The organism is Roseospira goensis (genome assembly GCF_014197795.1).
Taxonomy (GTDB): Bacteria; Pseudomonadota; Alphaproteobacteria; order Rhodospirillales; family Rhodospirillaceae; genus Rhodospira; species Rhodospira goensis.
Window position 1 is genome coordinate 19417 of the sequence record NZ_JACIGI010000020.1, and the last position, 12778, is coordinate 32194.

The following is a 12778-nucleotide window of genomic DNA, read 5'->3' on the forward strand; positions in this document are numbered from 1 at the left end:
GTCAGGCGTCGGCGGTGTCCTGGCGGGTGGGGTGACCCTGGGCGCGCCACGCCGACATGCCCCCGCCCATGACCGACAGGTTGCGAAAGCCTGCCTTCTTGAGGATGCGCGCCGCATGGGCGGCCCGGCTGGAGGTCTGGCAGACCACGAACACCGGTGTCTCGAGGGTGTCCCCGAGGTCCGGCCCCAGGGCCTTGAGCCGCTGCCCCAGTTGATCCAGCGGCAGATTGAGCGCGCCCGGGACATGGCCCCCACGGCCGGCGAACTCGCGCGGCGAGCGCACGTCGAGGACCAGCATGTCGTCGCCGCTGTCGAGCCTGGCGCGGACCTCCTTGGGACTCACGAACGGCACGCCGGAGGCCAGCAGGCGCGGCATCAGACGGAACAGCAGAACCGCGCCCATGCCGATCAGGACCGGCAACAGGATGTCCATCGAGAAGAGATCGGTGCCGTCCACGAGCCGGTATCCTTTGCGGTAGAGGGTCTCGCGGAGGTAGCCGCCCGGTCGGGACCTGTCAAGCGGGCCGCCGGGCCGGGCGCACACGGCCATGGACAGCGCGGCCCGCCTCGCCTACATCCAGCGCCATGACACAGACACAGCCCCCCCGCGTCCGGATCATCGGCGGCGGCCTCGCCGGCAGCGAGGCCGCCTGGCAGTGCGCCCGCCGCGGCCTGACGGTCGAGCTGGTCGAGATGCGGCCGGTACGCGGTACCGACGCCCACGTCACCGACGGCCTGGCCGAACTGGTGTGTTCGAACTCGTTCCGCTCCGATGATGCCGAGGGCAACGCGGTCGGCCTGCTGCACGAAGAGATGCGGCGGCTGGACTCGCTGGTGATGGCCAGCGCCGACCGCCATCGGGTGCCGGCCGGGGGCGCGCTGGCCGTGGACCGCGAGGGCTTCTCCCGGGCCGTCCAGGAGGCCCTGGAGCAGCACCCCGCCGTCACCCTCACGCGGCGCGAGATGGCGGCGCTGCCGGCGGCGGACGACGGTCCAACCCTCGTCGCCACCGGGCCGCTGACCTCGTCGGCGCTGGCCGAGGCCATTCGCGCCGAGACCGGGGAGGATCAGCTCGCGTTCTTCGATGCCATCGCGCCCATCGTCCACAGGGACAGCATCGACATGGACGTGGCGTGGTTCCAGTCGCGCTACGACAAGGGCGAGGGGGCCGACTACATCAACTGCCCGCTGGACCGCGACCGGTACGAAGCGTTCATCGACGCCCTGCTGGCGGCCGACACGGTGGCGTTCAAGGAGTGGGAGGGCACGCCCTACTTCGAGGGCTGCCTGCCCATCGAGGTCATGGCCGCGCGCGGCCGCGAGACCCTGGCCCACGGCCCGATGAAGCCGGTTGGCCTGACCAACCCGCGCGCCCCCGACCGCAAGCCGCACGCGATCGTGCAGCTCCGCCAGGACAACGCCCTGGGCACGCTCTACAACATGGTCGGATTCCAGACCAAGCTGCGCTACGGCGAGCAGGCCCGCATCTTCCGCCTGATCCCGGGCCTGGAGGCGGCCGAGTTCGCCCGTCTGGGCGGCATCCACCGCAACACCTTCCTGAACAGCCCGCGCCTGCTCGACGGCACCCTGCGCCTGAAGAGCCGGCCCTGGGTGCGCTTCGCCGGCCAGATCACGGGCTGCGAGGGCTATGTGGAAAGCGCCGCCGTCGGCCTGCTGGCCGGCCTGTTCGCCGCCGCCGAGGCCCGCGGCGAGACGGCCGTGCCGCCGCCGGGGGTCACGGCGCTGGGGGCGCTGCTCAACCACATCACCAATCCGGCGCACGCCGAGACGTTCCAGCCCATGAACGTCAACTTCGGCCTGTTCCCGGAGCTGCCGGCGGACATGACCCGGGTGGGCAAGCGCAAGCTCAGGGGCCGGGAGCGTAAGGCGCTGTACGGCCAGCGGGCCTTGCCGGCCCTGGCGGACTGGATGGCCGGCCCGGCGGTGGCGGCGGCGGAGTAGGGGGCGGTCCAGGGGCGCCCACGCGGGAGCGTGGGCGCGAGGTAGCCTCGTCTTTCTGGGTCCCACGCTCCGGCGTGGGACCCCGCGCCACATGGCGCCCACGCAGGAGCGTGGGCGCGAGGTAGCCTCGTCTTTCTGGGTCCCACGCTCCGGCGTGGGACCCCGCGCCACATGGCGCCCACGCAGGAGCGTGGGAGCGAGTCCCTCTTTCTGGGTCCCACGCTCCGGCGTGGGACCCCGCCCCACATGGCGTCCACGCGGGAGCGTGGGCGCGAGTCCCGCTTTCTCGGTCCCATGCTCCTGCGTGGGACCCCGCGCCACATGATGGCGCCCACGCGGGAGCGTGGGCGCGAGTCCCGCTTTCTGGGTCCCACGCTCCGGCGCGGGACCCCGCGTCACATGATGGCGCCCACGCGGGAGCGTGGGCGCGAGTCCCGCTTTCTCGGTCCCACGCTCCGGCGTGGGACCCCGCGTCACATGATGGCGCCCACGCAGGAGCGTGGGCGCGAGTCCCGCTTTCTCGGTCCCACGCTCCCGCGCGGGACCCCGCGCCACATGGCGCCCACGCAGGAGCGTGGGCGCGAGTCCCTCTTTCTGGGTCCCACGCTCCCGCGTGGGACCGCGTGACACATGATGGCGCCCACGCAGGAGCGTGGGCGCGAGTCCCGCTTTCTCGGTCCCACCCTCCCGCGGGGGACCGCGGGACGCGGGAGCCGCTACCCGATCCGGGCCAGCGCCTCCTTGAGCCTGTCCCGCGTGGCTTCGAGGTCGGCCAGGCGCTCGCGGTTCTCGGCCACCACCTCGGCCGGGGCCTTGGCCAGGAACCCTTCGTTGGCCAGCTTCTTCGCCAGCTTGGTGATCTCGCCGTCCTGTTTGGCGACGTCGCGGGCCAGGCGCTTGCGCTCGGCCTCCAGGTCGATCACATCGGCCAGCGGCAGAATCACCGTCGCCTCGTCCACCACCACCTGGGCCGCGCCGCTGGTCGGTGCCTCGTCCACCAGGGTCACCGCGTCCAGGCGGGCCAACGTGGCCACCAGCGCGCGGTGGGTCTCCAGCCGGGCTTGCGTGGTGGCGTTGGCGTCCTTGATCTGCACCGGCAGGCGGGCGCCCGGCGGCACGTTCATCTCGGCCCGCACCGACCGGATGGCGGTGATGAGCCCGACCAGCCAGTCCATCTCCGCCTCCGCCGCCGGGGCGGCCAGGTCGGCCCGGTCCTCGGGCCAGGGCGCGGCGATCAGCGGGTGCGGCCGGCTGTCGGACAGGGCATCCCACAGTTCCTCGGTCACATAGGGCATGATCGGGTGCAGAAGGGTGAGGATCCGGTCCAGCACCCAGGCCGCCGTCGCCCGGGTCTCGGCCTGCGCGGCGGTGTCCTCGCCGTTGAAGACCGGCTTGGCGAACTCCAGGTACCAGTCGCAGAAGGTGTTCCAGGTGAACTGGTAGGCGACCTGGGCGGCCTCGTTGAAGCGATAGGCTTCGATCGCGGCACCGACCGCGCGCGCGGTGGCGGTGGTGCGCGCCACGATCCAGCGGTTGAGGGTGGACGTGACCGCGGCCGGATCGTAGTCCGCCCGCGGGATGCAGCCGTTCATCTCGCAGAAACGGGCGGCGTTCCACAGCTTGGTGGTGAAGTTGCGATAGCCCTGCACCCGGCTCTCGCTCATCTTGATGTCGCGGCCCTGCGCCGCCATCGCGGTGAGGGTGAAGCGCAGGGCATCGGTGCCGTAGGTCGCGATCAGGTCCAGCGGGTCGATGACGTTGCCCTTGGACTTGGACATTTTCTGGCCCTTGGCGTCGCGCACCAGGGCATGGATGTAGACGTCGCGGAACGGCACGTCGCCCATGAAGTGATGCCCCATCATCATCATGCGGGCGACCCAGAAGAAGATGATGTCGAAGCCGGTGACCAGAACGTCGCCGGGGTAGTAGCGGGCCAGCTCTTGGGTGTCGTCGGGCCATCCCAGGGTTGAGAACGGCCACAGCGCCGACGAAAACCAGGTGTCCAGCACGTCGTCGTCGCGGCGCAACGCCACGGCGTCGTTGTAGTGCGCGTGGGCGGCGGCCTGCGCCTCCTCCTCCGTCTCCTCGACGAAGATGGCACCGTCCGGTCCGTACCACGCCGGGATGCGGTGGCCCCACCAGATCTGGCGGCTGATGCACCAGGGCTGGATGTTGCGCATCCACTCGAAGAAGGTATTGGCCCAGTGCGCCGGCACGAAGCGCGTGCGCCCCTCCTCGACCGCCTGGATCGGCGCCTGCGCCAGCGTCTTGGCGTCGACGAACCACTGGTCGGTCAGCCAGGGTTCGATGACCACGCCGGAGCGGTCGCCGTAGGGCACGGTCATCGGGTTGGGCTCGACCTTCTCCAGCAGCCCCAGCGCCTCCATGCGCTCGATGACGCGGTCGCGGGCGACGAAGCGGTCCAGACCCTGGAAGTCGGCCGGCACGGCCTCGTTCAGGCGGGCGTCGCGATCAAGCACGTTGATCATCGCAAGGTCGTGGCGGCGGCCGACCTCGAAGTCGTTGAAGTCGTGGGCCGGGGTGATCTTGACCGCGCCCGATCCCTTCTCCGGATCGGCGTAGTCATCGGCGACCACGGGGATGGGGCGGTCGACGATCGGCAGGATCACGGTCTTGCCGACCAGATCACGGTAGCGGTCGTCGTCGGGATGGACCGCCACGCCGGTATCGCCCAGCATGGTCTCGGGCCGGGTCGTGCCGACCACGATGAACCGGTCCGGCGCGCCCTGTACGGGATAGCGGAAATACCACATCTGGCCGTCGGTCGGGCGCTGCTCCACCTCCAGGTCGGAGATAGCGGTGTGCAGCTTGGGATCCCAGTTGACCAGCCGCTTGTCGCGGTAGATCAGGCCCTCCTTGTGGAGCTGCACGAACACCTTGGTGACGGCGCGGGACAGGCCGTCGTCCATGGTGAATCGCTCGCGCGGCCAGTCGGCCGACGCACCCAGGCGGCGCAACTGGCGCTGGATGGTGCCGCCGGAGTGGGCGCGCCACTCCCAGACCTTATCCACGAATGCCTCGCGGCCGAGGTCGTGGCGGGTCTGGCCCGTGTCGGCCAGGTTGCGCTCGACCACCATCTGCGTGGCGATGCCGGCATGGTCGGTGCCCGGCTGCCACAGCGCATCGCGCCCCTTCATGCGGAAGTAGCGGATCAGCACGTCCTGGAGCGTGAAGGTGAGCGCGTGCCCCATGTGCAGGCTGCCGGTCACGTTGGGCGGCGGCATCATGATGGTGTAGGGGGCGGCGTTGGAGTCAGGGGCACAGCCGAATACGCCGGACTCCTCCCATGCGCGGTAGCGTCGCTCTTCGATGTCCTGGGCGTTGTAGGTCTTGTCCAGCATGGCTGAACCCGGTCCCCTTTTCCTGAGTGTGCGTCGACGCCGGCGCTGGCGCTGGTGGCTGCCATGAAAAAACCGGCCGGGAGCGCCCCGGCCGGTTCCTTGTCCTGAGCGCTCGGCCCGCGTCTTCTACCGTCTCCCGGCCTGCTTGGAAAGGCGTTCGATCTCGCGCTGAACCAAGCGTTCGGTAATCTGCGGCAGGTTTTCGTCCAGCCAGTCCTTGATCAGTTCGCGGGCCACCTGGCGTACGATGGTCTCCAGGGTCAGCGCGCCGTCGCCGATCGGGAGATCGTGACCACGCATGGAGTGCGTCAGTTCGGTGAGGTAGCGTGACGAGACTTCGGCTACGGACGGCGCCACGAGCGGGCCATCATCGTCGTCGTCGGGTCGCGACACGAGGGAGGGCGCGGGTTCGGGGTCGGCCGGCGGCGGCTGCCACACCGGTTCCGGCTCGGGCTCCGGTGCCGGCGGCGGTGGGGGCTCGGGCTCCTCCTCCTCCACCATGTCGTCGGTCAGTTCGAGGACGTCGTCCTCCGGGGGCTCGGGTTCGGGCTCCGGCACCGGTTCCGGCTCGGGCGGCGGCGGCGGGGTGCGTGGCGGCTCGGGCGGCGGCTTCGGCGCCGGCTGAGCCTTGGGCGGCGCCGGTCGCGGCGGCTCCGGTTCCGGGGCCGCGGGCGCCGCGTCGTCGTCCTCGTCCTCGGACAGGATCTTCCGGATCGAGGCCAGGATATCCTCCATCGAGGGTTCCTGGGTCGACGCGTCCTTGTCGGTCATGGCCCGTCCTATCGCTGGCGGGGTTGCCGAAGGCCCGGTGGCGTCCTGCCCGGGTCCCGGCTGCCGCGGCTCAGTACGTGGGGCTGGTTCCCTCAAGGCCGAGGGCGGCGTCCGCGTCGGCCGCCGCGGAGCCACCGAACCACTGATCCTGCACGTCCTCGTAGTTCTGCGTGGGATCATACGGTTCGACCGGCAGGTCGAGTTCCGGCACGGTCATGCCGCCGATCGCCGAGAGCAGGTTGAACCCGGCCACCAGCTCGTCGCGCTGGGCGCGGACCAGATTGACCCGGGCGTTGAGCAGTTCCTGTTCGGCGTCCAGGACATCCAGCACGGTGCGGGCGCCCACCTGGGCCTCGCGCTGCACCCCCTCCAGCGCGATCTCCGCAGCCTCGATCTGGTCGCGCAGGGACTCGATACGGGCCTGGGTGGCCACCATCTGCTCCCACGCCTGCTGGGCCTGCTCGCGCACCTGCGTGCGGGCCTCGTCCAGTTCCAGCCGGCGCTGGCCGGCGCGGTGCTTGGCCTCGCGCAACTGCGCATACACGGTGCCGCCCTGATAGATCGGCACGGTGACGTTCAGGGTGGCGGCCAGGGTTTCCTGCTCGGAGTCCTCCAGGTTGCCCTGCTCCCAGCCCTTGAAAAACGAGCCCTGGACCGAGACCTCCGGCAACAGGCGGCCCCGCTGGTTGCGAATCTCGTCCTGCGCGGCGCGCCAGCCGTATTCCGCCGCCAGGATGGACGGGTTGGCGGCCAGGGCCCGGTCGATCGCGTCCTGGAGCGTGGCCGGCAGTGCCGCCATGTCCTCCGGCGCGGCGACCTCGCCGGCCGGCTCGCCCACCACACGCAGATAGTTGGCGCGCGAACTCTCCAGCGCCGCCAGGGCGTCGGCGGTGTCGGCATAGGCCCCGGACAGGCGCGCCTCGGACTGGGCGACGTCGGTGCGGGTGATCTCGCCCACCCGGAAGCGGTCCTGCGTGGCCTCCAACTGACGGGTCAGCACGTCCTCGTTGTTGCGGTTCAGGTCGACCACGGCGGTGTCGCGCACGACGTTGAGGAAGGCCACCGCGGCGTCAAGCAGGACCTGCTGCTCGGTGGCGGTGAGATTGGCGCGCTCGGCCAGGACGTTGTTTTCGGCCTGGTCGACCTGGGCGGTGGTGCGGAAGCCGCGGAAGATCGGCTGGGTCACGCTCACCGTGACGGCGGTCGGGTTGGTGTCGGTGGTCTGCTCCCGGCCGGTGCCGAGATCCCGGGTGGTGGTCTGCCAGCCGGTCTCGCCGGTCACCGAGACCTGGGGCCGCCAGCCCGACTTGGCCAGCGGCACGCCCTGGTCGACCGCGCGCAACTGGGCGCGCCGCGCCTGCAGGCCGGGGTTGTTCAGGTAGGCGGCGACCAGCGCCTCCTCCAGGCTTTGGGCCCGGGCACCGGACACCGGCGCCAGGACGAGCCCGCACACAGCCACGAGGGCCAGGGCCAGGAGACTGAAAGGTTTCATGCCGCGTCCACCATCCGCTGAGACCAGGGTCGGGCGTTCTTGCCGTTCGCACCGCCACCACGCCCGACCGTTGCACCCGTGCACCGGGTCGTTCCAGCCGCCTCGGCGAGACACCCGTGCCGGCCCGTGCGGCCGGGACGACCCTATTTGAGTCAGGGACCTTACTCGCCCGACGCCGCCCTGACAATGGAGCGAAGCCCCCCGGCTGCGGGGGCTTGGGAGGTGCGGCGCCGGTGCCGCATCGCGCCGAACGGGCGGTGGGTCGGCGCCTCGGCGTCCAGAGATACGGCCCCCTTTACGACGACAGCTTAGCACCGGGCTGCCGTCCCGGGAACCGGCCGGTGTGGTTCAGAACTCGAACACCTCGGCGCGTTCGAAGCCCGGCAGCGGCGGTGTGGCGGCATCGAACAGGACGCGGTGGCCGAAGGCGTCACCGTGGCGCTCGATGACCGTCAGCTTGCTGTTCCAACCGCCGTCGCCGATGACGGCCACGAGGCGCCCGCCCTCGGCGAGTTGCTGGCGCAGTCCGTCCGGGACCTCCGGGACGGCGCCGCCCAGGACGATGACGTCGTAGGGCGCCTGCTTGGGACAGCCGTCGGCGAGGGAGCCTTCCACCACCACCGCGTTGTCGAGCCCCAGGTCGGTCAGCGTGCGCGTCGCCCGCGTCGCGAGGTCGGAGTCCACCTCCAGGGCCACCACGGTGCTGGCGATGTGGGACAGGACCGCGGCCGAGTAGCCGGTGGCGCAGCCGACGTCCAGGATGACGTCGGTGGGCTGAACGGCGGCGGCCTGGATGAGCCGCGCCAGCACCAGTGGCTCGATGAGATACCGGCCGTCGTCCAGGGGCAGATCCTCGTCGACGTAGGCGATGCCGCGCAGGGCCTTGGGCACGAACAGTTCGCGCGGCACGCGCTCCATGGCCTGGATCACGGCCGGGTCGGTGACCCGGTTGGCGCGGATCTGGTTCTCCATCATGTTGAAGCGGGCCAACTCGAAGTCCATCGCGGCGTCTCTCCGGTGGGGGAGGGAGGGGGGCGCACGGACCGGCGCGCCGCCGGCCGTCGGACCCGGATCGGTCGAGCTTATACCCAGGCGACCGGGTGAAGACAATGAAGACAATGAAGATGATGGCGGCGATGGCGGCCGGTGCGTCGGGTCGGTGCGGCGGTTCGGTGCGGCGGGTCGGCGCGTTGGGGGCGGATGACCCGAAAAAACTCGCGTCGGGGTGCTTGACCGGTCCGCGGCTTGTGCGTATAAAGCCGGCCTTCCGACGACGCGGCGCCCCGGACGGGCGGCGCGGACAGACCCAGGGGCCGGGTGGCAGAGTGGTCATGCAGGGGACTGCAAATCCCCGTACGTCGGTTCGATTCCGGCCCCGGCCTCCATAGGGCGGTCTGCCTCGGCAGCGTCGCTCCCGACATGGCTGATCCGGCGTAGCTCAACGGTAGAGCATGCGGCTGTTAACCGCAGGGTTGTAGGTTCGAATCCTACCGCCGGAGCCATATCGGGCTCTGATGCTTAGATTTTCCTTACAAGATTGAACAGCGGGCCAGTGCGCCCGCCTGAACGCCAGCCTACGGGAACGGGGTGGCGTGTCCGGCTGCGCGACGGGGCGGAAAGCCGGGGCGGCTCGGCCCTGGGCTTTGCATTACGGGCTATGCACAAACCCGCCCAATTGGCCGCTCCGGCATCGCCGGGGCGGGCGAATCCAGCACCGGTATGGCCTTGATCCCGAGGAGTCAGGATCAAGGCCGGCCAGAATGAGAGTTTTCCGATCGCTGCCCATCGTCTCCGGACCCTCGGACTCACTCCCACTCGATCGTTCCCGGCGGCTTGGACGTCACGTCGTAGACCACCCTGTTCACCCCGCGCACCTCGTTGATGATGCGGCTGGCCACCCGGGCCAGGAAGGCGTGGTCGAAGGGATAGCTCTCGGCCGTCATGCCGTCGGTCGCGGTCACCGCGCGCAGCGCCACCACGTGATCGTGGGTGCGGCCGTCGCCCATCACGCCGACACTGCGCACCGGCAGCAGCACCGCGAACGCCTGCCAGATGGCGTCGTACAGGCCGGCGCGACGGATCTCCTCCAGGTAGATCACGTCGGCCTTGCGCAGGATGTCCAGCTTGTCGCGCGTCACCGGCTGGTCGGGCAGGCGGATCGCCAGCCCCGGCCCGGGGAAGGGGTGGCGGCCGACCATGGCCTCGGGCAGGCCCAGTTCACGGCCCAGGTCGCGCACCTCGTCCTTGAACAGCTCGCGCAGCGGCTCGACCAGTTTCATGTCCATGCGCTCGGGCAGGCCGCCGACGTTGTGATGCGACTTGATGGTCACCGACGGCCCGCCGGCGAACGACACGCTCTCGATGACGTCGGGGTAGAGCGTGCCCTGGGCCAGGAAGTCGGCGCCACCGAGCGTCTTGGCCTCGGCCTCGAACACGTCGATGAACAGCTTGCCGATGGTCTTGCGCTTGACCTCGGGGTCGCTGACGCCCTCCAGCGCCGTCAGGAACACGTCGTCGGCATGGCGCACCACCAGGCGGATGTTGAAGCGGTCGCGGAACACGGCCTCGACCTGCTCGCTCTCGCCCTGGCGCATCAGGCCGTGGTCGACATAGACGCAGACGAGTTGGTCGCCCACCGCCTCGTGCACCAGCGCGGCGGTGACCGCGCTGTCGACCCCGCCCGACAGGCCGCACAGCACCCGGCCGTCGCCCACCTGGGCGCGGATGCGGGCGATGGCCTGGTCCTTGAACGCCGCCATGGTCCAGTCCCCGGCGCAGCCGCAGACCTCGTGGGTGAAGGCGCGCAGCAAGGCCGCCCCTTCCGGGGTGTGCACCACCTCGGGGTGGAACTGGACGCCATAGAAGTGACGGGTTTCGTCGGCGATGGCGGCGTAGGGCGCGCCCTCGCTGGTGCCGACCACGTGGAAGCCGGGCGCCAGGTGGTCGACGCGGTCGCCGTGGCTCATCCACACCTGATGGCGCTCGCCCACCGCCCAGACGCCGCGGAACAGCGCGCAGTCGCCGCTGACCTCCAGGAAGGCGCGGCCGAACTCGCGGTGGTCGGAGGTCGCCACCCGGCCGCCGAGCTGTTCCACCATGGTCTGCTGGCCGTAGCAGATGCCCAGCACCGGCAGACCCATCTTGAACAGGTCCTGGGGCGCGCGCGGCGTGCCCATGGCGGTCACCGACGCCGGGCCGCCGGACAGGATCACGCCCTTGGGCGCGAACGCTCGGATGGCCGCCGCGTCGACGCGGTTGAACGGCTGAATCTCGCAGTAGACACCGGACTCGCGCACCCGGCGCGCGATGAGCTGGGTGACCTGGCTGCCGAAGTCGATGATGAGGATACGGTCCATGGGCGGGCGGGCTCCGGGCGGTCGGATCGAGCGGTCAGTTGGACAGGGCGCCCGCTTATATCAGGCCGGGCGTCGCGATGGCAGCGCGAAAACCCGGCCCGCCCGGTCGTGGCGACGGCTTCAGAACCGGTCCTTGCGGCCGCGCACCTCGGCGAACACCGTCACCGGATCGGCCCCGGCCAGCCCCAGCCGCGCCGCCAGCGCCGGGTCGTCGGCGCGCAGGAAGGGGTTGGCCGCCCGCTCCTCGTCCAGGCGCGACGGCACCGTGGGTGCCCCGGCCTCGCGCAGACGGGCCACCGCGTCGGCCCGCGCCGCGAGCGCCGGATTGTCCGGATCGACCGACAGCGCGAAGCGTACGTTGGCCTGGGTGTACTCATGCGCGCAGTAGACCCGCGTGTCGGGCGGCAGATCGCGCAGCTTGGACAGGGAGTCCCACATCTGCGCCGGGCTGCCCTCGAACAGGCGCCCGCAGCCGATGGAAAACAGGGTGTCGCCGCAGAACAGCGCGGCCGACTCCCGGAACCAGTAGGCGATGTGGCCCCGGGTATGGCCGGGGACGTCGAACACCGTCGCGGCCTGGTCGCCGAGCTGCACGGTCTCGCCCTCGACGACGCCCACGTCCAGCCCCGGGATGCGGGCGGCATCATGCCGGTTGCCGATCACGGTACAGCCGGTGGCGCGCTTGATCTCCAGGTTGCCGCCGGTGTGGTCGCCGTGATGGTGGGTGTTGAGGATGTGGGTGATGCGCCAGCCCAGGCGCTCGGCCGCCGCCAGCACCGGCGCGGCCACCGAGGGGTCGATCACGGCGGTCGCACCGCTGTCCGGCTCGTGGACCAGGTAGACGTAGTTGTCCGACAGGACGGGAACCTGTTCGATTCGCAACGTCGCCATGGCGGGCTCCTCTCCGGAAAGACGGGGTGGGTCTCGGTGGTGGCGGCAGCACGCGAACCCATATAGACTGCCCCCGTCGTGGTCGCCACCCCGCGCGGTGGCGGCGCGGCCTTTGTCCGCCAAGCGGAGGCCCGTGCCATGCGTGCCGACGTTATCGACCTGCGCGACTTCTACGCCAGCCCGCTGGGCGAGTCCGCGCGGCGCCAGATCGGTCGCCGCGTGCGCGAGATGTGGCCGGACACCCGGGGCGAGCGGGTGCTGGGTCTGGGCTACGCGGTGCCGTACCTCGCGACGTTCCTCGGCGAGGCGGACCGCGTGCTGGCGGTCATGCCGCCGTCGCAGGGCGTGCTGCGCTGGCCGGCCCGGGGTCCCAATCTGGCCATGCTGGCGGACGAGACCGAACTGCCGCTGCCCGATCAGTCCATCGACAGAATCCTGCTGGTGCATGGCCTGGAGGGGCTGGAACAGACCACGGCCGCGCTGCGCGAGATCTGGCGGGTGCTGACGGATTCCGGCCGCCTGCTTATCGTGGTGCCGAACCGGCGCGGCCTGTGGGCACGCCTGGAGCGCAGCCCGTTCGCCAGCGGCCGGCCCTATTCCAGCGGCCAGCTCGACGCCCTGCTGCGCGCCAACCTGTTCACCCCGGGCGCGCGCGCCGGCGCCCTGTTCATGCCGCCCTCGCGCTCGACCATGACGCAGTCGGCCGGCGGCGTGATCGAGCGCGTCGGTCCGCGCTGGGCGCCGGGACTGGCGGGCGTGCTGCTGGCCGAGGCGAGCAAGCAGATCCATGCCCTGCCGTTGAGCCGCGAGGCCCGCCGCGCCCGCCTGAAGGCGCCGCAGGTGGCGTTGCCCGGCCTGCGTCCGGGGGCGGTGGCCGCGGAGCACCGGCGCCTGGGTCTGGAGCCCGGGCCGCGGCTGGTGCGCTGAAGGCGGGGCCGCGACGC

General features: G+C 71.0%; 9 protein-coding genes and 2 tRNA genes. 4 read left to right on the forward strand and 7 right to left on the reverse strand.

Annotation, left to right across the window (positions count from 1 at the left end; all coding sequences use genetic code 11):
* Nucleotide 1: 1 nt before the first annotated feature.
* Complete coding sequence (locus GGD88_RS12155; RefSeq protein WP_184435811.1) at nucleotides 2–457, reverse strand: rhodanese-like domain-containing protein; 456 nt, start codon at nucleotides 455–457, stop codon at nucleotides 2–4.
* A gap of 128 nt (nucleotides 458–585) precedes the next feature.
* On the opposite strand from GGD88_RS12155, the gene trmFO reads away from it, so the two are divergent.
* A complete protein-coding gene (gene trmFO / locus GGD88_RS12160) occupies nucleotides 586–1962 on the forward strand; it encodes a methylenetetrahydrofolate--tRNA-(uracil(54)-C(5))-methyltransferase (FADH(2)-oxidizing) TrmFO (RefSeq protein WP_184435813.1) in 1377 nt (458 codons plus the stop codon).
* 716 nt (nucleotides 1963–2678) lie between these two features.
* Here trmFO and GGD88_RS12165 read toward each other — a convergent pair.
* The 4 genes from GGD88_RS12165 to GGD88_RS12180 form a co-directional block, all read right to left on the reverse strand.
* Nucleotides 2679–5324: a valine--tRNA ligase gene (locus GGD88_RS12165; RefSeq protein WP_184435815.1), complete on the reverse strand. Its 2646-nt coding sequence runs from the start codon at nucleotides 5322–5324 to the stop codon at nucleotides 2679–2681.
* Nucleotides 5325–5450: 126 nt separating this feature from the next.
* On the reverse strand, nucleotides 5451–6095 hold the full coding sequence (locus tag GGD88_RS12170; RefSeq protein ID WP_184435817.1) for a DUF2497 domain-containing protein: 645 nt from the start codon (nucleotides 6093–6095) through the stop codon (nucleotides 5451–5453).
* A gap of 70 nt (nucleotides 6096–6165) precedes the next feature.
* Nucleotides 6166–7587: a TolC family outer membrane protein gene (locus GGD88_RS12175; protein ID WP_184435819.1), complete on the reverse strand. Its 1422-nt coding sequence runs from the start codon at nucleotides 7585–7587 to the stop codon at nucleotides 6166–6168.
* A gap of 348 nt (nucleotides 7588–7935) precedes the next feature.
* Nucleotides 7936–8589, reverse strand: coding sequence for a protein-L-isoaspartate O-methyltransferase family protein (locus tag GGD88_RS12180; protein WP_184435821.1), 654 nt, complete (start codon nucleotides 8587–8589; stop codon nucleotides 7936–7938).
* Nucleotides 8590–8898: 309 nt separating this feature from the next.
* Here GGD88_RS12180 and GGD88_RS12185 point away from each other — a divergent pair.
* Nucleotides 8899–8972 (forward strand) — tRNA-Cys (locus tag GGD88_RS12185).
* Between the two features lie 42 nt (nucleotides 8973–9014).
* Nucleotides 9015–9089: transfer RNA gene (locus tag GGD88_RS12190), tRNA-Asn, on the forward strand.
* Between the two features lie 303 nt (nucleotides 9090–9392).
* On the opposite strand, the gene guaA is transcribed toward GGD88_RS12190, so the two are convergent.
* Nucleotides 9393–10943, reverse strand: coding sequence for a glutamine-hydrolyzing GMP synthase (gene guaA / locus GGD88_RS12195; protein ID WP_184435823.1), 1551 nt, complete (start codon nucleotides 10941–10943; stop codon nucleotides 9393–9395).
* 120 nt (nucleotides 10944–11063) lie between these two features.
* The gene (gene gloB / locus GGD88_RS12200; protein WP_184435825.1) at nucleotides 11064–11834 is read right to left on the reverse strand and encodes a hydroxyacylglutathione hydrolase; all 771 of its coding nucleotides are present in this window, start codon (nucleotides 11832–11834) and stop codon (nucleotides 11064–11066) included.
* 138 nt (nucleotides 11835–11972) lie between these two features.
* Here gloB and GGD88_RS12205 point away from each other — a divergent pair, with 138 nt between their 5' ends.
* Nucleotides 11973–12761 carry a class I SAM-dependent methyltransferase gene (locus GGD88_RS12205; RefSeq protein ID WP_184435828.1) on the forward strand — a complete coding sequence of 263 codons (789 nt, stop codon included), beginning with the start codon at nucleotides 11973–11975 and terminating at the stop codon, nucleotides 12759–12761.
* Nucleotides 12762–12778: the final 17 nt, after the last annotated feature.

Excerpts from the sequence above, each read along its gene's own strand:
- GGD88_RS12205 (WP_184435828.1), top strand. The coding sequence starts at position 11,973 with ATGCGTGCCGACGTTATCGACCTGCGCGACTTCTACGCCAGCCCGCTG.
- GGD88_RS12165 (WP_184435815.1), bottom strand. The coding sequence starts at position 5,324 with ATGCTGGACAAGACCTACAACGCCCAGGACATCGAAGAGCGACGCTAC.
- trmFO (WP_184435813.1), top strand. The coding sequence starts at position 586 with ATGACACAGACACAGCCCCCCCGCGTCCGGATCATCGGCGGCGGCCTC.
- GGD88_RS12170 (WP_184435817.1), bottom strand. The coding sequence starts at position 6,095 with ATGACCGACAAGGACGCGTCGACCCAGGAACCCTCGATGGAGGATATC.
- gloB (WP_184435825.1), bottom strand. The coding sequence starts at position 11,834 with ATGGCGACGTTGCGAATCGAACAGGTTCCCGTCCTGTCGGACAACTAC.
- guaA (WP_184435823.1), bottom strand. The coding sequence starts at position 10,943 with ATGGACCGTATCCTCATCATCGACTTCGGCAGCCAGGTCACCCAGCTC.
- GGD88_RS12175 (WP_184435819.1), bottom strand. The coding sequence starts at position 7,587 with ATGAAACCTTTCAGTCTCCTGGCCCTGGCCCTCGTGGCTGTGTGCGGG.
- GGD88_RS12180 (WP_184435821.1), bottom strand. The coding sequence starts at position 8,589 with ATGGACTTCGAGTTGGCCCGCTTCAACATGATGGAGAACCAGATCCGC.